The 24548-nt window shown below is 70.1% G+C and carries 20 protein-coding genes; 7 read left to right on the plus strand and 13 right to left on the minus strand.

Features of this window, described 5'->3' with window-relative positions; translation table 11 throughout:
• Positions 1–26 precede the first annotated feature (26 nt).
• Positions 27–2756 carry a phosphoenolpyruvate carboxylase gene (gene ppc / locus ACFYP5_RS19620; RefSeq protein WP_389037372.1) on the minus strand — a complete coding sequence of 910 codons (2730 nt, stop codon included), beginning with the start codon at positions 2754–2756 and terminating at the stop codon, positions 27–29.
• A gap of 277 nt (positions 2757–3033) precedes the next feature.
• On the opposite strand from ppc, the gene ACFYP5_RS19625 reads away from it, so the two are divergent.
• Together ACFYP5_RS19625 and ACFYP5_RS19630 are read left to right on the plus strand one after the other, a co-directional pair.
• Entirely contained in the window at positions 3034–4035 is a 1002-nt protein-coding gene (locus ACFYP5_RS19625; RefSeq protein WP_389037375.1) for an acyl-CoA desaturase, read from the plus strand.
• Complete coding sequence (locus ACFYP5_RS19630) at positions 4032–4718, plus strand: TetR/AcrR family transcriptional regulator (RefSeq protein WP_267004749.1); 687 nt, start codon at positions 4032–4034, stop codon at positions 4716–4718. The genes ACFYP5_RS19625 and ACFYP5_RS19630 overlap by 4 nt, the downstream gene beginning before the upstream one ends.
• Positions 4719–4833: 115 nt before the next feature.
• Here the strand turns inward: ACFYP5_RS19630 and ACFYP5_RS19635 are convergent, their stop codons facing one another.
• Positions 4834–5199, minus strand: coding sequence for a VOC family protein (locus tag ACFYP5_RS19635; protein WP_327125369.1), 366 nt, complete (start codon positions 5197–5199; stop codon positions 4834–4836).
• Positions 5199–5996, minus strand: coding sequence for a trans-aconitate 2-methyltransferase (locus ACFYP5_RS19640; RefSeq protein ID WP_389037378.1), 798 nt, complete (start codon positions 5994–5996; stop codon positions 5199–5201). The genes ACFYP5_RS19635 and ACFYP5_RS19640 overlap by 1 nt, the downstream gene beginning before the upstream one ends.
• Positions 5997–6084: 88 nt before the next feature.
• Between ACFYP5_RS19640 and ACFYP5_RS19645 the strand changes: the two genes are divergently transcribed.
• On the plus strand, positions 6085–6582 hold the full coding sequence (locus tag ACFYP5_RS19645; RefSeq protein WP_030976849.1) for a MarR family winged helix-turn-helix transcriptional regulator: 498 nt from the start codon (positions 6085–6087) through the stop codon (positions 6580–6582).
• Here the strand turns inward: ACFYP5_RS19645 and ACFYP5_RS19650 are convergent.
• The gene (locus ACFYP5_RS19650; RefSeq protein ID WP_389037381.1) at positions 6541–7326 is read right to left on the minus strand and encodes a LuxR C-terminal-related transcriptional regulator; all 786 of its coding nucleotides are present in this window, start codon (positions 7324–7326) and stop codon (positions 6541–6543) included. The genes ACFYP5_RS19645 and ACFYP5_RS19650 overlap by 42 nt on opposite strands.
• A gap of 277 nt (positions 7327–7603) precedes the next feature.
• On the opposite strand from ACFYP5_RS19650, the gene ACFYP5_RS19655 reads away from it, so the two are divergent.
• Positions 7604–8047 (plus strand): GNAT family N-acetyltransferase, encoded by a 444-nt coding sequence (locus ACFYP5_RS19655; protein WP_389037385.1) that lies wholly within the window; start codon positions 7604–7606, stop codon positions 8045–8047.
• A gap of 9 nt (positions 8048–8056) precedes the next feature.
• Here the strand turns inward: ACFYP5_RS19655 and galK are convergent, their stop codons facing one another.
• Genes galK through galT form a run of 3 tightly spaced genes read right to left on the minus strand, consistent with a single transcriptional unit; the run spans position 8057 to position 11264 of the window.
• Positions 8057–9223, minus strand: coding sequence for a galactokinase (gene galK / locus ACFYP5_RS19660; protein ID WP_389037388.1), 1167 nt, complete (start codon positions 9221–9223; stop codon positions 8057–8059).
• Positions 9220–10224, minus strand: a complete 1005-nt coding sequence (gene galE, locus ACFYP5_RS19665; protein WP_389037391.1) for a UDP-glucose 4-epimerase GalE — start codon at positions 10222–10224, stop codon at positions 9220–9222. The genes galK and galE overlap by 4 nt, the downstream gene beginning before the upstream one ends.
• On the minus strand, positions 10221–11264 hold the full coding sequence (gene galT / locus ACFYP5_RS19670) for a galactose-1-phosphate uridylyltransferase (protein ID WP_389037394.1): 1044 nt from the start codon (positions 11262–11264) through the stop codon (positions 10221–10223). The genes galE and galT overlap by 4 nt, the downstream gene beginning before the upstream one ends.
• Positions 11265–11498: 234 nt before the next feature.
• Here galT and ACFYP5_RS19675 point away from each other — a divergent pair, with 234 nt between their 5' ends.
• Complete coding sequence (locus tag ACFYP5_RS19675; protein ID WP_389037397.1) at positions 11499–13169, plus strand: sodium:solute symporter family protein; 1671 nt, start codon at positions 11499–11501, stop codon at positions 13167–13169.
• 15 nt (positions 13170–13184) lie between these two features.
• Entirely contained in the window at positions 13185–13493 is a 309-nt protein-coding gene (locus ACFYP5_RS19680) for a hypothetical protein (protein ID WP_389037400.1), read from the plus strand.
• A gap of 33 nt (positions 13494–13526) precedes the next feature.
• Here the strand turns inward: ACFYP5_RS19680 and ACFYP5_RS19685 are convergent, their stop codons facing one another.
• From ACFYP5_RS19685 to ACFYP5_RS19705, 5 genes are all read right to left on the minus strand, one after another.
• Positions 13527–14222 carry a LuxR C-terminal-related transcriptional regulator gene (locus ACFYP5_RS19685; RefSeq protein WP_389037402.1) on the minus strand — a complete coding sequence of 232 codons (696 nt, stop codon included), beginning with the start codon at positions 14220–14222 and terminating at the stop codon, positions 13527–13529.
• Positions 14223–14518: 296 nt separating this feature from the next.
• Complete coding sequence (locus ACFYP5_RS19690; protein ID WP_389037404.1) at positions 14519–16363, minus strand: PQQ-binding-like beta-propeller repeat protein; 1845 nt, start codon at positions 16361–16363, stop codon at positions 14519–14521.
• An 85-nt stretch (positions 16364–16448) separates the two neighbouring features.
• Positions 16449–18311 (minus strand): PQQ-binding-like beta-propeller repeat protein, encoded by a 1863-nt coding sequence (locus ACFYP5_RS19695; RefSeq protein ID WP_389037407.1) that lies wholly within the window; start codon positions 18309–18311, stop codon positions 16449–16451.
• A 226-nt stretch (positions 18312–18537) separates the two neighbouring features.
• Complete coding sequence (locus tag ACFYP5_RS19700; protein ID WP_389037410.1) at positions 18538–20379, minus strand: PQQ-binding-like beta-propeller repeat protein; 1842 nt, start codon at positions 20377–20379, stop codon at positions 18538–18540.
• A gap of 114 nt (positions 20380–20493) precedes the next feature.
• On the minus strand, positions 20494–22308 hold the full coding sequence (locus ACFYP5_RS19705; protein WP_389037413.1) for an ABC-F family ATP-binding cassette domain-containing protein: 1815 nt from the start codon (positions 22306–22308) through the stop codon (positions 20494–20496).
• Positions 22309–22407: 99 nt separating this feature from the next.
• On the opposite strand from ACFYP5_RS19705, the gene ACFYP5_RS19710 reads away from it, so the two are divergent.
• Positions 22408–23043, plus strand: a complete 636-nt coding sequence (locus ACFYP5_RS19710; RefSeq protein WP_389037416.1) for a lipoprotein — start codon at positions 22408–22410, stop codon at positions 23041–23043.
• 157 nt (positions 23044–23200) lie between these two features.
• On the opposite strand, the gene ACFYP5_RS19715 is transcribed toward ACFYP5_RS19710, so the two are convergent.
• A complete protein-coding gene (locus tag ACFYP5_RS19715) occupies positions 23201–24514 on the minus strand; it encodes an acyltransferase (protein ID WP_389037418.1) in 1314 nt (437 codons plus the stop codon).
• Positions 24515–24548 lie beyond the last annotated feature (34 nt).

The raw sequence follows: 24548 nt of genomic DNA on the forward strand, positions 1-24548 counted from the left end.
ACCGCGCCCGCGCACTGCCCGGCGGGTCAGCCGGTGTTGCGAAGGCCCGCGGCGACACCGTTCACGGTGAGCAGCAGGGCCCGGGCGAGCAGCGGGTCGGCTTCCTCGCCGCGCTCTGCGGCCGCGCGCTGGCGGGCCAGGAGCGAGACCTGGAGGTAGGAGATCGGGTCCAGGTAGGCGTCGCGGATGGCGAAGGTCTGCTGGAGCACCGGGCTGGTGCCGAGCAGTTCGGTCCCGCCGGTGACCTTCAGGACTTCCTTGACCGTGAGTGCGTGCTCGGCCTCGATGCCGGCGAAGACGTGCTTCAGCTCGTCGGGGACGAGTGTGTCGACGTAGTGGCGGGCGATCCGCAGGTCGGTCTTGGCGAGCGTCATCTCCACGTTCGAGATGAAGTTCCGGAAGAAGTGCCACTGCTCGTGCATCTCTTCCAGAACGGTGTCCAGGCCGGCTTCGCGCAGTGCCTTGAGCCCGGAGCCGACGCCGTACCAGCCGGGCACGATCTGCCGGGACTGGGTCCAGCCGAAGACCCACGGGATGGCCCGCAGGCCGTCGAGTCCGGCGCCGGAGTCCGGGCGGCGCGAGGGGCGCGAGCCGAGGTGGAGTTCGGCGAGCTGGTCGACGGGGGTGGATGCGAAGAAGTACGCGGGCAGGTCGGGGTCCTCGACCAGCTTGCGGTACGCGTCGTGCGCGGCGTCGGAGACGGTGTCCATCGCCGCGTCCCAGCGTGCGAGGGCCTCGTCGGACTGGCGGGGCGCGGTGTGCAGCGCGGACGCCTGGAGGGTGGCCGCGACGGTCAGCTCCAGGTTCTCCCGGGCGAGCGCGGGGATGAGGTACTTGTCGGAGATGACCTCGCCCTGTTCGGTCACCTTGATCTCGCCCTCCAGCGTGCCCCACGGCTGCGCGAGGATCGCGTCGTGCGAGGGGCCGCCGCCGCGGCCGACGGTGCCGCCGCGGCCGTGGAAGAGCCGCAGCCGTACGCCGTAGCGGTGGGCGACGTCGCGGAGCCGGCGCTGCGCGCGGTGGATCTCCCACTGGGAGGTGGTGATGCCGCCGAACTTGGAGGAGTCGGAGTATCCGAGCATGACCTCCTGGACGTCGCCGCGGAGGGAGACGAGCCGCCGGTAGGACGGGTCGGCGAGCATTTCGTCGAGGATCACGTCGGCGGCGCGCAGCTCGTCGGTGGTCTCCAGGAGCGGCACGATGCCGATCTTGGCCCAGCCGCCGTGCAGGTCGAGCAGTCCGGCCTCGCGGGCGAGCACGGCGGCGGCGAAGACGTCGTCGGCGCCCTGGCACATCGAGATGATGTACGACTCGATGACTTCGGGGCCGAAGCGTTCGAAGGCTTCCTTGATGGTGTGGAAGACGCCGAGGGTCTTCTCGCCCGCGGCGTCCAGCGGGGCGGGGGTCGGGGCGAGCGGGCGGCGTGAGCGGAGTTCCTTGGCGAGGAGCTTCTGCCGGTAGTCGCGCGGCATGTCGGCGTAGCGCCAGGATTCCTCGCCGAGCCGGTCGAAGAGCTGTCCGAGGGTGTGGTGGTGGGCGTCGGCGTGTTCGCGTACGTCCATGGTGGCGAGCTGCAGGCCGAAGGCGGCGAGGGTGCGGATGGTGCGGTTCATCCGGCCGTCGGCGAAGAGGCCGCAGCGGTGTTCGCGCAGGGAGGTCTGGATGAGTTCCAGGTCGGCGAGGAGTTCGGCGGTGCCGAGGTAGTCGCAGCCGGGGCGGTGCGGGGTGCCGCCGGCGAGGCGCTCGCGGGTGTTGACGAGCTTCTGCCGGATGCAGGTGGCCTTGAGGCGGTACGGCTCCTCGGCGTTCAGCCGCTTGTAGCGCGGGCTGATCTCGGGGAGGCGTTCCAGGTCGGCCTGCAGGGACGTCAGCAGCTCGTCGGTGGCGCCGGTGTAGCGGATGGAGTTGGAGAGCTGACCGCGCAGGTAGTCGACGAGTTCCAGTGCGTCGGTGATGCCGTGTTCGTGCTGGAGGATCAGCACGTCCCAGGTGACGGCGGGCGTCACGTTGGGGTTGCCGTCGCGGTCGCCGCCGATCCAGGTGCCGAAGGTCAGCGGGCGGGTTCCGGCGGGCAGCTCGACGCCGACGCGCTCCAGCTCGGCCGCGAGGTCCTCGAGTACGTCCCCGACGGCGTTGGCGTGCAGTTCGTCGAGGTAGTAGATGGCGTTGCGGGCCTCGTCGGCCGGCTCGGGGCGGACCACGCGCAGTTCGTCGGTCTGCCAGATGAGGTCGATGTTCTCGGCGAGCCGCAGGTCGTGGCGGCGCCGGTCGGCCTCGATGACGGGGGTGTCGAGCAGTTCGGCGATGCGGCGGAGCTTGTTCAGTACGGAGCGCCGCGCGGCCTCGGTGGGGTGTGCGGTGAAGACGGGCCGTACGTTGAGGTTCTTGACGGTCTCGCGCAGGTGCTCGGGGTCCGCGTCCTTCAGCCGGTCGGCGGTACGGGCCAGCAGCCCGCCCTCCGCGGCGCGCCGGTCGCGCATCTCGTGGGCGCGGTGGACCTGCTCGGTCACGTTGGCCAGGTGGAAGTAGGTGGAGAAGGCGCGCACGAGCTGTGCGGCGGTCTCCAGGTCGGTGTCGCCGAGGAGTTCGGCGGCGGCCTCGCCGTCGGTACGGGTCAGGGCGCGGACACGCTCGACGAGGTCGAGGAGTTCCTGGCCCTCCTGGCGTACGAGGGTCTCGCCCAGCAGGTCGCCGAGGCGGCGGATGTCGGCGCGCAGCTCGGCGTTGGCGGCGGGTGTCTGGTCGGCACTGCTCACAGTGTGCGGCTCCTTGCAGTGGTTGAGCACCGGATCCGGGGCCGGCGGCCGGCACGGGCCCCGGGAAAGCAGAGTGCGGACCGCGCTGTCCGACGCTTCCAGGATAGGTGTCCGCGCCGTCGGCGCTGCTCCCGGCCCGACCGCGGTTCCCCTTCATGGCGGAGGCCCGCAGCTCTCGTGCTGCGGGCCTCGGCGCTGCCATACTTACGAAGCCGTAGGTTACGGATGCGTAGCCAGAGCTGTCTCCGTCGTACTTCTCACCCCCCAGGGGCTCCCCATGAACACCACCCCCGACGTGATCGACGACGCCCGGAAGCCGGGGGCCGACGGTCCGGTTCCCCCCTCCGCCACGCTCGGCGGCGACAACAAGCGTTCGATCGAGCAGATCGCGCTGCTGCTCTTCATCGTGGTGCCGTTCGTGGCGCTGGTCGCGGCGGTGCCGCTGGCCTGGGGCCGCGGTGTGAGCTGGCTCGATCTGGGTCTGCTGGTCGCCATGTACTTCACCGGCGTCCACGGCATCACGATCGGTTTCCACCGCTACTTCACCCACGGTTCCTTCAAGGCGAAACGCCCGCTCCGGATCGCTCTGGCCGTCGCCGGGTCGCTCGCCGTGGAGGGCCCGCTGGTGCGCTGGGTGGCCGACCACCGCAAGCACCACCGCTTCTCCGACGCCGAGGGCGACCCGCATTCGCCGTGGCGGTTTGGCGAGACGCTCCCGGCCCTGATGAAGGGCCTGTGGTGGGCGCACATCGGCTGGATGTTCGACGAGGAGCAGACGCCGCAGCACAAGTACGCCCCGGACCTGGTCAAGGACCCTGCGCTCCGTGGGATCTCCCGCCACTTCCTCACGTTCACGATCGTCTCGCTGGGGATCCCGCCGCTGGTCGGCGGTCTGGTGACGATGTCGTGGTGGGGTGCGGCGACGGCGTTCTTCTGGGGTTCTCTGGTACGGGTGGCTCTCCTGCACCACGTCACGTGGTCGATCAACTCCATCTGCCACGCGGTCGGCAAGCGTCCCTTCAAGTCCCGTGACCGGTCCGGCAATGTCTGGTGGCTGGCGGTTCTGTCCTGCGGCGAGTCCTGGCACAACCTGCACCACGCGGACCCGACGAGCGCCCGGCACGGGGTCATGAGGGGCCAGGTCGATTCCAGCGCCCGGCTGATCCGCTGGTTCGAGAAGCTCGGCTGGGCGTACGACGTGCGCTGGCCGGACGCGTCCCGGATCGACTCCCGGCGTATCGACTCCCGGCGCGAGTCCGCGCGCGCCGACGCGGCATGATTGACGACGTGGCGACCGACGGCAGCACGAGCAGCGAGAAGAACCGTCCCTCCTCCACCCGGCGGACCCGCCGCGTGAGGATGACGGGCAAGGAACGCCGCGAGCAGCTGCTGGACATCGGCCGCATCCTCTTCGCCGACAAGGGATTCGAAGGCACCTCGGTCGAGGAGATCGCGGCCCGGGCCGGCGTCTCCAAGCCGGTCGTCTACGAACACTTCGGCGGCAAGGAGGGCCTGTACGCCGTCGTGGTGGACCGCGAGATGCGCCAGCTCCTCGACATGGTGACCAGCGCCCTGACGGCGGGCCACCCGCGTGAGCTCCTGGAACAGGCCGCGTTCGCACTGCTCGACTACATCGAGACGTACACGGACGGCTTCCGCATCCTGGTCCGCGACTCCCCCGTCGCCCAGTCGACGGGCACCTTCGCGTCGCTGATCAGTGACATCGCCACCCAGGTGGAGGACATCCTGGGCCTGGAGTTCAAGGCCCGCGGCTTCGACCCGAAGCTGGCCCCCCTGTACGCGCAGGCGCTGGTCGGCATGGTGGCGCTGACGGGTCAGTGGTGGCTGAACGTACGCAAGCCGAAGAAGGCCGAGGTGGCGGCGCATCTGGTGAACCTGGCCTGGCACGGCCTGGAGAATCTGGAGTCGAAGCCGCGGCTGATCGGCCACCGGAAGAACTGACCGGCCACCGGAGGAACCGGCGTGCCGACACGGTGCGTGAGCGGGCCCGCCCTGTCGTCAGGGGCTGGGCCTTGCCGGCCGTTACCGGCGTCCCGTCCCGAACGGGCTCCGACGCTCAGCCGTCCACCGGTTCCAGGAACTCCAGGCGGTTGCCGACCGGGTCGTGGCTGAAGAACCGGCGGTGTCCCGGCAGGTCGCCGTCCCACCGCACCGGTGCGCCGTGCGCCTCCAGCCGCGCCGCGAACGCCTCGATGTCCGTGACCCGCAGCCCGGGGTGGGCCTTCTTCGCCGGGCGGAACTCTGCTTCGACGCCCAGGTGCAGCTGGACGGGTCCCGTCCGGAACCAGCAGCCGCCGCGAGCTGCGAGGACCGGGGGCTTGGGGATCTCCGTCATACCGAGGGCGTCCACGTAGAAGGCGCGTAGCGCGTCCTCCGAGCCTGCCGGGGCGGCCAGTTGGACGTGGTCCATTGCGGCGATCATCACTTCTCCTTGTGGGCCACGGCGAAGATGCGGCGGAACGGGAAGACCGTGCCGTGCGGACCCTTCGGGTAGGCGGTGCGCAGCGCGTCGCGGTATTCGGTGAGGAAGGCGTCCTCGGCCTGCGGGTCGTCCGCGAGCGCCGTCAGGATCGGGCGCAGGCCGGTGCCCTTGACCCAGTCCAGGGCGGCGTCCTCGCCCTGGAGGAGGTGGAGGTAGGTGGTCTCCCAGACGTCCGCCGTGATGCCGGGGGCTGTGAGCGCGTCCAGGTAGGCGGTGGGTGTCAGGACGGCGTCGGCGTGGCGCAGGATGCCGGTCAGGCGGGAGCGCCAGCGCGGGGACTCGGCCAGTTCGCGCATCAGGACGTGTGTGGGCTGGTCGAAGTTGCCCGGGACCTGGAAGGCGAACGTACCGCCGGGGGTGATGGCGTCCAGCCAGGCCGGGAAGCGGTCGGTGTGGCCGGGGACCCACTGGAGCAGGGCGTTGGAGACGATCAGGTCGTACGGTTCGTCCGGCGTCCAGGTGGTGGCGTCCGCCTCGGCGAAGTCCAGGAAGGGTGTGGCGTGGGCGCGGGCCTGTTCCAGCATCTGGGGGGAGTTGTCGTAGCCGGTGATGCGGCCCTCGGGCCAGCGGTCGGCGAGGAGGGCCGTCACGTTGCCCGCTCCGCAGCCGAGGTCCGCGATGCGGGGTGCGGGTGCGGCCGGGAGCTCGGGGACGCGGGCCAGGAGGTCGCGGAACGGGCGGGTGCGGTGGTCGGCGTGACGCAGGTACTGCTGCGGGTCCCAGGAGGGTGTCGTCATGCAGTAAGGATCACCATCGGTGTATCTTGATGTCAAGACACTTGAATTCAAGAGACTTCATGTCGACAGACCCTTTACACTGATCCACATGGAGGACGAGGTCGACCGTCTGGTCGCTGCATGGCGCCGCGAGCGCCCCGACCTCGACGTGGAACCGCTCGAGGTGCTCAGCCGCGTCTCACGCCTCGCCCGTCACCTCGACCGGGCCCGCCGGATCGCGTTCTCCGAACACAATCTTGAGCCGTGGGAGTTCGACGTACTGACGTCGCTGCGCCGCGCAGGTGCCCCTTATCAGCTCTCCCCCGGCCAGCTGCTGACCCAGACGCTGGTCACTTCGGGCACGATGACCAACCGCATCGACCGGCTGACCAAGAAGAACCTCGTCGAGCGGCTCCCCGACCCCAGCGACCGGCGGGGCGTGCTGGTCCGGCTCACCCCTGAGGGGCGCGACAAGGCCGACCAGTCACTGGCCGGCCTGCTCGCCCAGGAGCGCGCCATCCTGGGCGAACTCTCCCGCCATCAGCGGGGTGAACTGGCGTCGTTGCTACGCCAGCTGACCGCCCCGTTCGACAACATCCCCGGCTAGCTCGGCCGGTCCGACGCCCGCCCGCCGGGCCAGCGCGACGGCGGCCAGGGTCGAGTGCACACCCAGCTTCCCCAGCACGTTCTGCATATGCGTACGCACCGTGTGCGGGGAGAGGAAGAGCCGTTCCGCCACCGCCTTGCGGCCCAGCCCCGCGACCATGCAGCGCAGCACCTCGCGCTCGCGCGGGGTCAGCGACTCGACCAGCCGCTCACTCTCGGTGCGGTGCTTGCGGGCCGCCGTCATCTCCCGCAGCACACCGGTGAGCAGCGCGGGAGGAAGGTGCGTCTCGTCGCGGAGCACCCCCCGGATGACCGTGAGCAGCCGTTGCAGCGAGCAGTCCTTGGCGACCCAGCCCGACGCCCCGGCCTGCAGCGCGAGCGCAGCCCGGCGCGGGTCGTCCTTCTCGGCGAGCACCACCGTACGGGCGGACGGCTGGCCCGAACGGACGCCGGCGACCAGCGAGAGCCCGTCGAGGGGCACGCTCTCGCCGCTGTTCGGCGCGGGGACCGGGACCGGCCCCGAGGCCATGCGTCCACCGCCCGGCGACAGGGTGCCGAGTTCGGCGTCGACGAGTATCACGTCGTACCTACGGCCTTCGGCGGCCGCCCGCTCCAGACATCGCAGCGCGGCGGGGCCACTGCTGGCCGCCGCCACGTCGACGTCCGGCTCGGCCGCGAGGGCCGCCGCGAGCGACTCGGCGAAAATGCGGTGGTCGTCCACCACGAGAACCCGGATACGAACCACAGGCACCCCCATGCTGCGTCTGGTGCGGGGCCACCCCCTGGCCCCCCGACGGGGACGGACCGGTGCGGGCACGACGCCCGGAGCGATGGGTGAGCCTCAGTCCTACGGCCGCCGCCGTGTGCCGATTGCCACCCCGCCACGGGCGTCGTACCCGACTGCCTCGTACCCCTGAATCAGCACCGGCCCCCGCCGGTGCTGTGCATCAGCGTACGACTGGGGGCCCGGAGCGGAAGGCAATTGACAGAACTGATGGACCTCGGTGTTTAGGGTGTGGTTCATGTTTCGTCTTGAGACAGAAGTAGACAAAGATCGTCGCCTTCTGCTGGGTGAACGGCTGCACCGCAGCAACAGGGAGCGCTCCCCGGAGCTACGCGCCCTGCTCGCCACGCCCGCCGAGCACGAACTCCCGCTGGAGGTATGGGCGATGGACGGCCGAGGCGGGCTGGCCGGCGGGCTGACCGGACGTACCTGGGCGTACTGGCTCCATGTGGATCTGCTCTGGGTCGACGACCGGCACCGCGGCTCCGGCCTCGGCTCGCAACTGCTCGCCGAGGCCGAACGGGTGGCCGTGACGGACCGTGCCTGCACCCGCTCCCGGCTGGAGACCTGGGGGTTCCAGGCCCCCGGCTTCTACCGCAAGCGGGGGTACGAGGTGATCGGGCAGGTCGAGAACTACCCGCCCGGCGTCACCGAGTTCATCCTGACGAAGACCTTCGGCTGACCGACACGCTCAGCCGGTGCGGCGGGCGCCTGCCGACGGGACCGCCGGAAAGACCCCGGGTGTCGCGTATCCCGCCGAAGTGAACGCCTCCAGCACCGACTTGGTGACCGCGTCCGCGTCCACCTCCTCCACCAGCACGATCGCCGACCCGCCGAAGCCGCCGCCGGTCATCCGCGCCCCCAGTGCCCCGGCCGCGTTCGCCGCGAAGACCACCAGGTCCAGTTCGGGGCAGGAGACCCGCAGATCGTCACGGAGCGAGACATGGCCTGCCGTGAGGACGGGGCCCGTCGCGCGCACATCGCCCGCGTCGAGCAGCGCGATGACCTGCTCCACCCGTGCGTTGTCGCTGACCACATGGCGTACGTACCGCACGACCGACTCGTCGGCGCCGGACTCGGCGAGGGTGTCGAGCGCCGCGCCGAGACCGTCATACGGAAGATCGCGCAGCGTCCCGATGCCGAGCGCCCGCGCGCCCGCCTCGCAGCCGGCCCGCCGCTCCGCGTACGCGCCGTCGCCCAGCTCGTGCTTGACCCGGGTGTCGACGACCAGCAGCCGCAGACCGTGCGCGGCCAGGTCGAACGGGACCTGGCGCTGGGTGAGGTCGCGGGTGTCGAGGTGCAGGGCGTGGCCGTCGGTGCAGCAGGCCGACGCCATCTGGTCCATGACCCCGCACGGCACGCCGACGAACGCGTTCTCGGCGCGCTGCGCGAGCACCGCCAGCTCGGACGCGGACAGGCCGAGCTCGTAGAGGTCGTTCAGCGCGAGTGCGGTGACCACTTCGAGGGCGGCGGACGAGGAGAGCCCGGCGCCGGTGGGGACGGTCGAGGTCAGCTGGATGTCCGCGCCGGTGACCTGGTGGCCGGCCTCACGCAGCGCCCAGACGACGCCGGCCGGGTAGGCCGCCCAGCCGTGCCCGGAGTGCGGGGCCAGCTCGTCGACCCGGAGCTGGACGACACCGCCCGGCACGTCGGTCGAGTGCAGCCGCAGCTCGCCGTCGGTGCGGCGGGCGACGGCCGCGCGCGCGGTGTGCGGCAGCGCGAGCGGCATCACGAAGCCGTCGTTGAAGTCGGTGTACTCGCCGATCAGGTTGACCCGTCCGGGCGCCGCCCAGACTCCTTCGGGGGCGGTGCCGTACAGCTCGGTGAAAGCGGTGACCAGCTCAGCGTTGTCGGTCATGGCGCGGTGGGCTCCTCTCGGCGGGCGAACGTCCAGGCGTCGGAGACGATTCCGGCCAGGTCGGCACGGCTCGGCCGCCAGCCGAGCCGCTCCCTGGCAGTGGCGGCGGAGGCGACCAGCACGGCCGGGTCACCGGCGCGGCGCGGGGCCGCGGTCTCGGGGACCGGATGGCCGGTGACCTTGCGGACGGTCTCGATGACCTCGCGTACCGAGAAGCCGTTGCCGTTGCCGAGGTTGCAGATCAGGTGTTCGCCCGCGGTGGCCGCGTCCAGGGCCAGGAGGTGGGCCTCGGCCAGGTCCGCGACGTGGATGTAGTCGCGTACGCAGCTGCCGTCGGGGGTCGGGTAGTCGTCGCCGTAGACGGAAATCGACTCGCGCCGACCGAGCGCGACCTGGAGGACCAGCGGAATCAGATGTGACTCGGGGCTGTGCCGCTCCCCGTGGCTGCCGTACGCCCCGGCCACGTTGAAGTAGCGCAGCGAGACCGCGGCCAGTCCGTGCGCGGCCGCCTCACCGGTGATCATGTGGTCGACGGCCAGCTTCGTCGCGCCGTACGGGTTGGTGGGGGCGGTCGGGTCGGACTCCGTGATCGGGCTGGACACCGGTTCGCCGTAGGTCGCGGCCGTGGAGGAGAAGACCAGGGTGCGGACGCCCGCGTCACGCATCGCGGCGAGCAGGGCGGTGGATCCGCCGACGTTGTTGACCCAGTACTTCTCCGGGTCGGTGACGGACTCGCCGACCTGGGAGTACGCGGCGAAGTGCAGCACCCCGTCGTAGGAGGAGTCCAGCCAGCGCGCGGCGTCCTGGATGCGGCCCTCGATGAACTCGGCCCCGGCGGGGACGCCCTCGCGGAACCCGGTCGACAGGTCGTCGAGGACGGTCACCTCGTGACCGGCTTCGAGCAGATGCGCGGCGACCACACTGCCGACATATCCGGCGCCGCCTGTGACCAGGTACTTCTTCCGGGGGTTGAGCCGGGGGTCGCTCTGGGGCTTGCTCACTCGCTCGCTACCTCTCGCAGTCGCTGGGCCGCGGCCTCCGGCGGCACGTCGTTGATGAACACGCTCATGCCGGACTCGGAACCCGCGAGGAACTTCAGCTTGCCGGAGGTACGTCGGATGGTGAAAAGCTCGAGGTGAAGCCCGAACTGCTCCCGCCCGGGGACTCCGAACGGCGCCTGGTGCCAGGCCGCGATGTACGGGGTCGGCGGCTCACCGGGGCCGAAGATCCGGTCGAATCGCCTCAAGAGTTCCAGATAGACCTGTGCGAACTCCGTGCGTGCGCCTTCGTCGAGTTCCCGCAGGTCGGGGACGCGCCGGCGCGGGTGCAGATGCACCTCGTACGGCCAGTGCGCCGCGTACGGGACGAAGGCCACCCAGTGCTCGCCGGTCAGCACCACACGATCACCGTCGGCCAGCTCGCGGGCCACGATGTCGTCGAAGAGGTTGCCACCGGTCCGCTCGCGGTGCGCCTCCATCGAGCGGAGCATCAGCTCGGTGCGCGGGGTGACGAAGGGGTACGCGTAGATCTGCCCGTGGGGATGGCCGAGCGTCACACCTATCTCGGCGCCCCGGTTCTCGAAGCAGAACACCTGCTTGACCTGCTCGAACCCGGCGAGTTCGGCGGTGCGGTCGGTCCAGGCGTCGAGGACCAGAGCCGCCTGCTCCTCGGTGAGGTCGGCGAAGGACGCGTCGTGGTCGGAGGTGAAGCAGACGACCTCGCAGCGGCCGGAGTCACCGGCGAGCGAGGGGAAGCGGTTCTCGAAGACGACCACGTCGTACCGGTCGTCGGGGATCTCGCTGAGCCGCCCGTCCCGGGACGGGCAGAGCGGGCACTCGTCGGCCGGCGGGTGGTACGTGCGCCCCTGACGGTGCGAGGCGATGGCGACGCTGTCCCCGAGGAGGGGATCGCGACGGATTTCGGAGGAGGTCGATACGGCGTCCAGCGGCCGCCGGTCGACGGCGTCCCGGACCACGTCGTCGCGGCTGTCGTAGTAGAGCAGCTCCCGGCCGTCGGCGAGCGTCGTAACCGTCTTCTTCACCAGGTTCCTCCAAACATAACCGAACACAACAAACCACAAGCCAACACACACGTCAATGGTCCGACGCCGCCGTATGTGACCTGGATCTCCTGTGGCCGCGAGCCGGTCAGGCCTGGAATTCTCCCCTCATCCGATCACAATCCAACAAAGGACCCCAGGCAAACTGTTCATTTTTTGACAACAGGAGCGTAGGTTTCTGCAGGTTCAGTTCGCGCAACGAAGCGAGTACCCCCCATGCAATATCTGGCCGAAGGGCTCCGGCTGCCCACGAACGGGCTCGACTACACGATTCTGGCGATCTACTTCGTCGTGGTTCTCGGCATCGGCTTCGCCGCCCGGGCCAGCGTGAAGACCAGCCTCGACTTCTTTCTCTCCGGACGTTCGCTGCCCGCCTGGGTGACCGGTCTCGCGTTCGTCGCGGCCAATCTCGGTGCCACCGAGATCCTCGGCATGGCGGCCACCGGCGCGCAGTACGGCGTCGCGGTCGTCCACTGGTACTGGATCGGCGCCATCCCCGCCATGGTCTTCCTCGGCCTGGTGATGATGCCCTTCTACTACCGGTCGAAGGTCCGTTCCGTCCCGGAATTCCTGCTCCAGCGCTTCGACAAGTCCGCACACCTGCTGAGTTCCATACTCTTCGCCTTCGCCGCGATCCTGATTGCGGGCGTCAACCTGTACGCCCTGTCGATCGTCGTGGAGGCGCTCCTCGGCTGGCCGCAGTGGGTCGCGATCGTCGTCGCGGGCCTCTTCGTCCTCGTCTACATCACCATCGGCGGACTCTCCTCGGCGATCTACAACGAGGTGCTGCAGTTCTTCGTCATCCTCGCCGCGCTCATCCCGCTCACCCTGCTGGGCCTCAAGCGTGTCGGCGGCTGGGACGGTCTGACCGGCTCGCTGGAGAAGAGCCACGGCTCCAACTTCCTCTCCGCCTGGGGCGGCACGGGCATCGGCGACGCCAACCCGCTCGGCGCCAACTGGCTGACGATCATCCTCGGCCTCGGCTTCGTGCTCTCCTTCGGCTACTGGACAACCAACTTCGCCGAGGTGCAGCGCGCCCTGTCCGCGAAGAACCTCTCGGCCGCCCAGCGCACGCCGCTGATCGCCGCGTTCCCGAAGATCTTCATCGTCTTCCTCGTGATGATCCCGGGCCTGGTCGCCGCCGTACTCGTACCGAAGATCGGCACGCCGGGCTCGGACCTCACATACAACGACGCGATCCCGCTGCTGATGCAGGAGCTGCTGCCCAACGGTGTGCTCGGCATCGCCGTGACCGGTCTGCTCGCCGCGTTCATGGCCGGCATGGCGGCCAACGTCTCGTCGTTCAACACCGTGTTCACGACGGACATCTGGGCGCGTTACGTGAAGAAGGACCGGTCCGACGCGTACTACCTGCGGTTCGGCCGGCTGATCACAGCGGTCGGTGTACTGGCCTCCATCGGCACGGCCTTCATCGCCGCCAGCTTCTCGAACATCATGAGCTACCTCCAGACGCTGTTCTCGTTCTTCAACGTCCCGATGTTCGTGGTCTTCATCATCGGCATGTTCTGGAAGCGCGCTTCGATGAAGTCCGGGGTCTGGGGGCTCCTCGCGGGCACCACCGCCGCGATGGTCAACTACTTCTGGATTTACAAGCAGGGTGTCATCGACATCCCGACCGACCAGGGCGCCAACTTCGTCTCCGCGATCGTCGGCTTCGTCGCCGGTGCGGTGGTCATGGTCGTCGTCACCCTCTTCACGGCTCCGAAGCCCGAGGCCGAACTCGCGGGTCTGGTGTACGGAAAGGAGTCCCCGGACGCGGTGGAACCGCCTGCCGAGGGCGACAGCGCCTGGTACCGCAAGCCGGCCCTGCTCGGCTGGGGCGCGATCGTCATCGCCGCCCTCTGCTACCTGCCCTACTCGCTCTGATCGGAGGCCATCACCATGTCCGAATTCCGCAATGACCTGCACAAGGAAGTCTCCGAACTGGAGCGCAAGTCCGCGACCGCGGCCCGTCTCTTCGACATCCGGCGGATCATCGGCGGCCTCTTCGTGATCTACGGAGTGATCGTCACGCTCGCCGGGATCAACCCGTCCGACGCGGATCTGAAGAAGGCCGAGGGCGTCCACATCAACCTCTGGACCGGGCTGGCCATGCTGGTCCTGGGGCTGTTCTTCCTGCTGTGGCTGAAGCTGCGTCCGGCTCAGGCACCGGAGCCGGACGGCGCCGCCGACGGCACCCCGGACGCCTGAGCAGTCTCCGCACCGCCCCGAAGGGGCCGGACGTCACCCGGCGTCCGGTCCCTTCGGCGTTCCGCCCACCGCCGCGCGGTCCAGCAGCCCCGTGCGGGCCGCCAGCGCCGCTGCCTCCAGCCGTGAACCGACCCCCAGCTTCATCAGCACCCGCTGCACATGCGTACGCGCGGTGCTCGACGCGATCCGCATCCCGGCCGCGATCAGCCGGGTGTCCTCGCCCTCCGCGACCCGCACCAGGACCTCGACCTCGCGCGGGGTGAGCATCCGCAGCAGCCGCTGTCCCTCGTCGTCCGGCTGGACGGCCGGGTTGAGCAGCTCGGCGAAGGCGCCCTGGAGCAGTTGCGGCGCGACCGCCGCCTCGCCGGCCCGCGCCTTGACCATCGCCCGCTCGACACCCTCTATCCGCTCGTCGTGCCTGACATATCCGGCGGCGCCGGCCGCGAAGGCCGCCGCGATCCCGCGTGGACTGGGCACCGGCCCGAGCACCACCACGGCCACCTGCGGGCGCTCCCGCTTGATCCGGGCTATCGGGTCGAACGCTCCGGGTTCTGCGGGTGTCGCCGTGCCGAACAGGCAGACCTCCGGGGCTCTGCTCACCACGAGTTCCGCCGCACCGGCGGTCGGCGCGGCAGCCGCGAGCACCCGGTGACCCCGCAATTTCAGCGCCGAGGCCAACGCCTCGGCGAGCAGTCTGTGGTCATCGACCACCATGAGCCGCACGCCCATCGAGTTACCCCCCACAGCAATGGAGCCACACCCAGGCGTCGCGCGGCAGACGCCGGTTCGACGACAGGCCCCGGCCCCCCGGCCCCTTTGACCCGGCAAGCTACACGCTTGTTCGACGTGGCGCGCCCCTTACCAGGCAGAAGAACCCTGGAATGCCGAATTATGTGCTGCTCGGGTCCGGTTGATTGACGGTTGACCGGCGGAAGGGATCGGTGAGCGGGCAGAAAACGACCGGCCCTGCCGGTCGAATGATCGACCGGCAGGGCCGTGATGCGTTGCCCGTATCCGCGCCGGGGTCAGCCGGTGCCGAACGAGACCGCGAGGTACTGCTTGTCGTCGAGGGAGCTCTCGCGCGGCTTGCTCACCATCACCTCGGAGATGTACATCCGGCCGTCCGAGTAGAGGATCTCCGCGTAGTCCATGGAGAAGCTGGTCTCCGCGTCCCGGACGGACTCGTCCCCCGGGTTCTCCATCAGCACCGTCTGCTTGAAGGTGGAGCCGTCGATGGAGACGATCTGGCCGCCCTTGTCGTACGGGGGAACCTTGTACGCGATGATGTTGGAACCGTCCATGCGGATCGGGAACATCGTGTACCGGTCGCCTGCGTCGGCCTTGTCGCTGGTCGGCTTGCCGGTGGTGAGGTCGAACGAGACGATCTCGTTGGTGTCGCCGTAGTCGCCGGTGCCCTCGTGCTCCTCGGTCGGCAGGTACAGCCGGTTGTTGCCGACGGCCAGCTGCTGGCAGGTCTCGACCTCGGTGGAGCCGCAGCGGGCGGCGTACTTCTCACCGTCCGCGGCGATCTTGGTGAGGAGTTTCCCGGTCGACGCGTCGATCGAGAAGAAGTCCGAGATCCCACTGCCGTCACCGGCGGTGTCGCCGACATCGGCAGCGACGACCAGCGGCTTGGTGGAGACGATGCTCGCGTAGTCGACGCCGGGCGGCATCTTGAACGACGAGAGCGGGGCGCCGGTCGTCGGGTTCAGCGCCTGGATGACGAGCTGCGGGCTGTCGTACGTACCGCACTTGCGGACCACCGCGAGCGCGTCGCCGCCGCCGTACCCCTTGTCGTAGCAGCCGTCGGTGCCGACCTTCGGCTTCCAGCGCTCGGCGCCGGTGTTCAGGTCGAAGGCGGCGCCGCCCTCGGTGCCGCCCGCGGCGACCGTGGTGCCGCTGAGCGTGACCTCGTCGAACCTGACCGGCGCGTCACCGCTGGTGGCGGCCGTCACCGACTTGCTCCACATCAGCTTGCCGGTGTTCAGGTCGAGCCCACCGACCTGGTTGCACGGCGGGTACTTCTTCGCCTTGGTCGGCTTGCCCTCCTCGAAGACGACGGCCGTCCTGTAGTCCTTCGACATGTGCCGGGAGGCGGCGCAGAGCTGGCCCTCCAGCGGGATGGACCAGAGCTTGGTGCCCTTGACCTTGTCGTAGCCGACGATCTCGTCGACGCCGGTCTTCACATACGCCTTGTCGGTCAGCCAGGAGCCGTCGACCGTCGTGACGTCGCCGACCTTGGGCTCCGGCAGCTGGAAGGCGACGGTGGACTTGGTGTTCGCCGGCACCTTCTCCTTGCCGCCACCACCGATGCCGCTGTCCTCGCCGCCCTTGCCCTCACCGGTGGGACCGGCGGTGGACACCTCGTTCTTCTTGTCGTCGCCACCGGAGACGAGGAAGATGCCACCACCGATGATCACTGCCACGGCGACCACCGCGGCAACGATGATCTGCATCTGCGTGGAGAACTTCTTGCCGCCGTTCCCGCCCTTCTGCGGCGGCGCGTACTGCGGCTGCATCGGAGCGGTCGGGTAGCCGTATCCGTAGCCCTGCTGCGGCGGCTGACCGGGCGGCAGGCCCTGTCCGGCCGGGGGGCCCGGCGGGTAGCCGTAACCGGGCTGCTGCGGATAGCCGTAACCCGGCTGCTGCTGCGGCGGACCGGCCGGCGGGGTCTGCGGAGCGCCGAAACCACCGGCGGGCGGCTGCGCCTGCGGGGCGCCGAATCCGCCCGCGGGCGGGGTGGCCGGCTGCTTGCCGAACGGGTCGGCGGGCGGCGGGACCGGTGCCCCGAACTCACCGGGCGGGGGGTCCTGCGGGGAGCCGAACCCGCCCTGGGGGGGTTCGTTGGGCGGCTGGGGCGGCTGAGTCATGGCGTGCGTACCTCGAGGGAAGGAGAGTCGGTCGGTCGGGACCTGTCGCGGTCGGTCAGGGTCCGTCGGGTGCCTGCGTGAGCCGTCACTTGCCGAAAGCCATCATGGTCTTCGTCTCCAGCTCTTCCTTGTCGTTGCTCGCGCTGACCCGCCCGCTCGCGATGAAGGAACGCCCGTCCGCGTAGACGATCTTCGCGTTGTAGAAGGAGCTCTCGATCTGGGACGTCGACTCCTGGTGCCGGAGCAGCATCTGCGGAGCGCCACCGGTCGGGGCGAGGGTGGCGATCCCGCCGCCCTTGTTGTATCCGGCCTCCACGTAGAGCAGCACGTTGCCGCCCTCCATCCGCAGCGGCTTCATGGTCTGCTCGGCCGGGGCCGCGGCCTTCCACTTCGGCTTGCCGGTGTTCAGGTTGAACGCGACGACCTTGTTCGTGCGGGCGGTGCCGCTGGAGTCGGGTTCGGTCGCCATGTAGAAGGTGTTGGCGTCGGCGGCGACACCGACACACCCGTCCAGCGACTTGCCGAAGATGGCGAACGCGCTGCCGCAGTCCGGTGCGAACTTGTCACCCTTGTCACCGACCAGCTGGGAACGGAGCGTGCCGTTCTCCTTGATGGCGAGGATGCTCCACTTCTTCTTCTCGCTCTGGGTCAGCGATACGACGAGCGGGCTCACCGAGTAGACCCGGTCGATCTCCCAGCCACGGGCCGGCCGGTACGTCCACTTGGGCTTGCCGGTGGCCGGGTCGATCTCCTGGATCTGGTGCTGGGGGTTGTCCAGGTCCTCGGTACGGCAGCTGGAGGCTGCGATCAGCTTGGGGCCGCCGGCGAAGGCGAACGGCTGGCAGTTGCCCGCCGGCTTGCCGAACAGCTCCTTGCCGTCGCTGACCCGGTAGGCGTTGGAGTTGCTCGTCCGGCCGACCGTGACGGTGTCTCCGCTGATGGCGAGGGAGATGTCCGACATCATGTCCCAGATGCCGTTCTTCTTGATCGACTTCTTCCAGCCGGCCTTGCCGGTGTTGAGGTCGATCATCTGGAGGTCCGAGCAGTCCGCCTTGTCGGTGGTGCCGTTCTTGACCCCGATGACGATCTTGCCGTCAGTGGTGGTCTGTGAAGGCGCGGCGCACATGTCGGCGGGCAGCTTCAGCGTCCACTTCTGCTTGCCGTCGGCGACCGAGTAGCCGGAGACCGCGCGATACATGCCCTTGACGACGGTGTCGCCGACGACCCAGGGGCCGTACACGTCCGCGCCGTTGCGCGGCAGGTCGACGTCGTTCTTCTGCAGCCAGAGGACCTTGGCCTCGCCCGACTTGCGCCCGGCGTTGAGGTCGTCATCGGCCTGTCGTCCGTCGCCGTTGCCGTCGCCCTCGTCGACGGAGGGCGAACCGGTCGGCGCCTTGCCGTCGTTACTGGCCTGTGCGGCGGGCTTCTTGTCGTCGTCACCACCGCTGGTCGCGAGGAACACGCCGCCCGCGATGACGATCGCGGCGGCGACCGCGGCACCGATGATCACTGCGGGCTTCCCCTTGAAAGGGTTGCCACCGCCCGTACCGCCGGGGCCGCCGGGTACCGGGGCGCCGGGGTACTGCTGCTGCGGGTAGCCGTATCCGGGCTGCGGCTGCTGGCCGTAGGGGCCCGGCTGTTGGGCGTACGGTCCCGGCTGCTGCCCGTAGGGGCCCGGCTGTTGGCCGTACGGTCCCGGCTGGTTGTACGGTCCCGGCTGCTGCGGGTAGCCGTAGCCGGGGGCCTGCCCCGGGGCCTGCGGGTAGCCGTAACCCGGCTGAGCGGGCGGCGGCGGCGTCGGCGGCGCGGCAGGCATCTGCGGCGGCTGGGCAGGCGGTTGACCCTGCGGCGGCTGCCCGGGCGCCGTCGGCTGAGGACTCCCCTGCGGCGGCTCCTGCGGAGCGCCGAAGCCTCCCTGCGGCGGTTGCTGGCTGGGCGGCTGGGTCATCAGCACGTCCCCCTTCGTGCGGTCCGGTGCCCGTTCCGGTCTCCCCCGCGATTCCGCTGGGCTGAATTCCCCTCGGAAAGGAGCGAATCGGGCATGGCTTCCGCGGTGTTACGACAGTCGGGCGGGGCTTCTTTGTACCACCCGCGACGCATCGGACACCGAGCCGGTCCGCCCCCTGTTCCCAAGGGAGAACCGCGCCGTGATGCCCTCGTTACGCCTCGGTCCGTCAGCTGCCGAAGCCCGCCATCGACTTCATCGACATCTCGTCCTCGTCGTCGATCCCGCTGATCCTCGCGTGCATGAGGATGCAACGCCCGTTCCGATAGGCGACCCTGGAATCGAAGAAGCCCCGCTCGACCGTGGCGGCCGCTGCCGGGTGCCGCAGCACCATCTGCGGCGTGCCACCGGTCGGCGGGAGCGATGCGATGCCGCCGCCCTTGTTCTTCCCCGCGGCGAGATACATCAGCAGCCTGCCGCCCTCCGTTCGCATCGGCATGAGGGTCTGTCCGGCCGGTGCCGCGGCCTTCCACTGCGCCTGACCGGTGTTCAGGTCGAAGGCGACGACCTTGTTGGTGGGGGTGATGTCGTCCTCGGGGGGCTTGGTCGCCAGATAGACCGTCCGGTCGTCGGCCGCCACTCCGAGGCAGTTGTCGAGGTTCTTGCCCTCGGTGAGGAGGTCACCGCCGCACTTCGTCCCGTAGTCGTCGGTCCCGCCGACCAGTTGGGAACGGTAGGTGCCGTTCTCGTTGAGCACGATGATCGCCCACTTGTCCTCCTGCTTCAGCGAGACGACCAGCGGGCTGACCGAGTAGAACTGTGCGACCTCCCAGCCCTTCTTGACCTTGTACGTCCACTGGACCTTTCCGGTGACCGGATCGATCCGCTGCACCTGCTGCTCCTTGTGGTCGTCGGCCGCGGTCTGGCAACTGGCGGCGGCGATCGCCACGGGGCCGCTGGCGAAGCCGAACGGCTGGCAGTTGCCCGGCAGTTCGCCGAAGAGCACCGCGCCGTCGCTGACCCGGAAGGCGTCCGTCCTGCTGGTGCGCCCCACGGTCACGGTGTCACCGTTGATCGCCATCGAGACGTCGGACAGCAGGTCCCAGGCGCCCTGGCGCCTGTATGTCTTGCGCCAGCCGGCCTTGCCGGTCGTGAGGTCGACCATCTGGAGGGAGTTGCAGAGCGCGTCGTCCGCGGTGCCGGTCTTGATTCCGAAGACGATCTTGCCGTCCGCGGTGGGCTGCGAAGGCGCCGCGCACAGACTCGACGGCATACGAAGACTCCACTTCCGGCTGCCGTCGGTGACGGAGTAGCCGGAGACCGTCCGGAACATGGCCTTGACGACGGTGTCGCCGACGACCCAGGGGCCGTACACGTCCGAGCCGTTGCGCGGCAGGTCCACGCCGCCCTCCTGGAGCCAGAGGACCTTCGCCTCGCCCGTCCTGCGCTTGGCGTTGAGCGCGTCGGCCTCGGCACGGAGGTCGTGCGTGCCCTGGTCCTCTGCCTTGCCGTCGCCCCCGCCGCCGTTGGTTCCCGGCCCGGGGTCGGTGCTCGCCTTCGCCGTGGGCTTCGACTCGTCGTCGCCCTCGCTCGTGGCGAACCAGATGCCGCCGCCGGCCAGCAGCACCACCGCGAGCACGGCACCGATGACCGCGCCGCGCCTGCCGCTGAAGAATCCTCCGCCACCGGGCCGCGGGGGCTGCTGCGACTGCTGCGACTGCTGCGACTGCTGCGGGTAGCCGTATCCGGGCTGCGGCGACGGCGGACAGCCGTACGGCCCGGGCTGCGTGGGTGCGTTGTACGGCCCGGGCTGCGTGGGGGCGTTGTACGGACCCGGCTGTACCGGCGCACCGTACGGACCCGGCTGTACCGGCGCACCGTACGGACCCGGCTGTACCGGCGCACCGTACGGTCCCGGCTGTACCGGCGCACCGTACGGTCCCGCGGCCTGACCGGGCGGCGGCGTGGAGCCGTATCCGGGTGGCGGCGACGGCTGGACCGACTCCGGCGGTGGATCGTACGGAGCCCCGAAGCCTCCCTGCGGCGGTTGCTGGCCGGGCGGCTGGGCCATCAGCACGTCCCCCTTCGCGCGGACCGGTCCGGCATCTGCAGCTGCGCCGGGCGAGCCTTCTTTCTATCACCCGCCCCACAGGCCCCACCGGTCACGCCGAAGGCACGTCAGCGATCAGGCGTCCTCGGCCAGCTCCAGCCAGCGCATCTCCAACTCGTCGCGTTCCGCGACCAGTTCCCGCAGCTCCGCGTCGAGCTTCGCCACCTTCTCGAAGTCCGTGGCGTTGTCGGCGATCTGCGCGTGCAGGGTCGTCTCCCTGCTCGACATCTTGTCGAGCTGCCGCTCGATCTTCTGCAGTTCCTTCTTGGCTGCGCGGGCGGCCTGCGGCGAGACCGCGGCGGTGGCCGGCGTCTCCTTCGCCGCGGTGGGCGTGGAGGCGGGTACGGCCGCCTCCTCCATCCGGCGCCTGCGCTCGATGTACTCGTCGATACCGCGCGGCAGCATCCGCAAGGTGGCGTCACCGAGCAGCGCCATCACCCGGTCCGTGGTCCGCTCGATGAAGAACCGGTCGTGGGAGATCACGATCATCGATCCCGGCCAGCCGTCGAGGAGGTCCTCCAGCTGGGTCAGGGTCTCGATGTCGAGGTCGTTGGTGGGCTCGTCGAGGAAGAGGACGTTCGGTTCGTCCATCAGCAGCCGCAGGATCTGCAGCCGTCGCCGCTCACCGCCCGACAGGTCGCCCACCGGGGTCCACTGCTTCTCCTTCGAGAAGCCGAACTGCTCGCAGAGCTGGCCCGCGGTCATCTCCCGGCCCTTGCCGAGGTCGACCCGGTCCCGTACCTGCTGCACGGCCTCCAGCACCCGCAGGTTCGGCTTGAGCTCGCTGACCTCCTGGGAGAGGTAGGCGAGCTTGACGGTCTTGCCGACGACGATCTTCCCGGCCGCGGGCTGCGCCTCGCCCTGGGTGCGGGCCGCCTCGGCGAGCGCCCGCAGCAGCGAGGTCTTGCCCGCGCCGTTGATGCCGACCAGGCCGATCCGGTCGCCGGGTCCGAGGTGCCAGGTGAGGTGGGTGAGCAGCGTCTTGGGTCCGGCCTGGACGGTCACGTCCTCCAGGTCGAAGACGGTCTTGCCGAGCCGTGCGTTGGCGAACTTCATCAGCTCGCTGGTGTCGCGCGGCGGCGGCACATCGGCGATCAGCTCGTTGGCGGCCTCGATGCGGTAGCGCGGCTTCGACGTACGGGCGGGGGCGCCGCGCCGCAGCCAGGCCAGCTCCTTGCGCATCAGGTTCTGCCGCTTGGACTCCTCGGTCGCGGCGATCCGCTCCCGCTCGGCCCGGGCGAACACGTAGTCGCTGTAGCCGCCCTCGTACTCGTGGACCGTGCCGCGCTGGACGTCCCACATGCGCGTACAGACCTGGTCGAGGAACCACCGGTCGTGGGTGACGCAGACCAGGGCCGAGCGCCGGTTCTGCAGGTGCCGGGCCAGCCAGGAGATGCCCTCGACATCGAGGTGGTTGGTCGGCTCGTCGAGGACGATCAGGTCCTGTTCGGCGATGAGCAGCTTGGCGAGCGCGATCCGGCGCCGCTCGCCACCGGAGAGCGGGGCGATGACGGTGTCCAGGCCGAGTTCGAAGCCGGGCAGGTCCAGCCCGCCGAAGAGCCCGGTCAGCACGTCACGGATCTTGGCGTCACCAGCCCACTCGTGGTCGGCGAGATCGCCGATGACCTCGTGGCGGACCGTCGCCTCCGGGTCGAGCGAATCGTGCTGTGTGAGGACACCGAGACGCAGGCCACCGTTGTGGGTGACGCGGCCGGTGTCCGCCTCCTCCAGCTTGGCGAGCATCCGGATGAGGGTCGTCTTGCCGTCGCCGTTACGGCCGACGACACCGATCCGGTCCCCCTCGGACACACCGAGGGACACACCGTCGAGCAGGGCACGGGTGCCGTACACCTTGCTGACCTGCTCGACATTGACCAGATTGACGGCCATTTCACTCCTGACTGGGGGATCGATCGACATCCCAGGGTAGTCGCCACGCGGGTGGGTTAGCGTGCGGCGATTGATCAAGGGCGGGGACAGGGGATTTCCATGGTGCGCAATTCCGTACGGGGCACGGTCGCGGCGGTGCTGGTGGCGGTGTCGGCGACCGGCTGCACGTCGTCCGCCCGGGACGACGGCGGGAACGGCGGGAAAGCGGCCCCGGAGCCGCGGGCCGCGGCAGAGAGCGTGATGAAGGGCGGCAGCGTCGGAGGCTCCGGTTCCGCCTGTGCCCTGCCCGTCACCTTCGACCTCGCGGCCTCCTGGAAACCGGCGGCCGTCCAGCCCGTCGAGGACGAGGCACTGAGCGAACTCGGTGAGCAGGGCCCGGTCACGCTCGTCTGCGAGATCGACGCGAAGCCCGCCGGGAACATCGGCTACCTGCAGGTGTGGACCGGGGACGGCACCGACGACACCCCGCGCCAGGTCCTGGAAGCGCTCCTGGCCGCCGATCCGAACGCCGCCGAGGCCACCTACACCGAGGTCGAGGCCGGCTCCCTGGCGGCGGCCGAGGTCGGCTACAGGGTCAGCAGCGAGCTGCTGGACGAGCCCAAGAAGGAGCGGGCCTTCGCCGTCACCACCCCGAGCGGACCGGTCGTGGTGCACCTCGGCGGGCTGGACTCACGGGAGCACGAGGAGATGCTCCCGGCGTACGAACTCGCGAAGAAGAGCGTGCGGCTCGGCTGAGACGGGCGCCGCCCCCGACCGGGAAGAACGCGTGCCGAGCGACGCGGGCGCGTGTCGGCCGGGACGAACGCGTGCCGGCCGGCGCGGGCGCGTATCGGCCGTAGCGGGCGCGTATCGGCCGTAGCGCGGGCGTATGCCGGTCAGCGGGGGACCGCGGTCAGTTCGGCCGCCGCCCCGCCCGTTCCACCAGCAGCCAGCCGCCCAGTGCCATCGCGACGGCCGCCGGGGCGCTGACCCGCACAGCGATCAGCACCGCCGTACGCCCTTCCAGCAGCCCGCCGAACCCGACCATCGACACCCCGAGCACCCCGAACAGGCAGAGCGTCACACCGAGCGCGGACACCGGCGCGGAGCCCTTCCCCGGTATCGCGGAGACCGGCCGCTCGAACGTACGGAAGACGGCGACCAGCCCGGCCGTGACGGCTGCCGCCACCGCGATCCGCACCGGCACCTGCGCCCACCAGGCGCCGGTCGCCGGTCCGGGCAGCGGAACGTGCAGGGCGATCATCGCCCCGTAGACCCCGAGCATCGCGGTGAGGTGCCAGAGGAACGCGGTCATCGCCACCCCGTTGGCCGCGACGACCCCACGCCACACCCGTGGGCGGGCGACCAGCCGGGCGCCGGGGCCGCGCAGCAGCTCGACCGCGCCGACCAGCCACAATCCGTGGCAGAGCAGGGCGAGCGTCGGCGGTGCCATGTTGCTGATCTTCTCGCCGGGCATCCCGACCATGGAGAGCGGATACGGGCCGAACGCGACCAGCGCGGCCGCGGCGGCCAGGCCGGGGCCGGCCAGCAGCGCGGGGCGGCGGATGCGGCCGTCGGCGCGCAGGAAGCCCAGCTGGTGCACGGCGAGCCAGACGAACGCGAAATTGAGGAACGCGATGTACGGGACACCGGCGGCGAACCGCAGCACGTCGACCGCGACCGCCGCCGCGGCAAGCCCGGCGAAGGCCCCCCAGCCGTACCGGTCGTGCAGCTTCAGCAGCGGCGGCGTGAACGCCACCATCGCCAGATAGATCCCGATGAACCAGAGCGGCTGGGCCACCAGTCGCAGCGTGACCCCGGTCAGCCCGCCGCCCCCGCCGAACAGCTGGACGATGAGGGCGGCCGTGCCCCAGACCAGGATGAAGACCATGGTGGGGCGCAGCAGCCGCTGCAGTCTGGCCCGGAGAAAGGCCGAGTAGACGGAGTCCGTCGAGCCGGCGGGCTGCTTGCGGCTGAGGGAGCGGTACGACAGGGCGTGCGAGAAGCCGCCGACGAAGAAGAACACCGGCATGATCTGGAGCACCCAGGTCAGCAGCTGGAGCCCTGGGACGACGGCGAGCAGATTGCCGACGCCGTCGGTGGTGACTGCGGCCATCAGCCAGTGCCCGAGGACGACCGTCCCGAGCGAGGCGACGCGCAGCAGGTCGATGTACCGGTCCCGGGTGGCGGGGGTGGCCCCGGCCAGTTCGCGAACACTTGATCCCATACGGGTACGGTCGCGCCGGACGCCCCGGGGGCGG

The organism is Streptomyces sp. NPDC005262 (assembly GCF_042872425.1).
Lineage (GTDB): Bacteria > Actinomycetota > Actinomycetes > Streptomycetales > Streptomycetaceae > Streptomyces.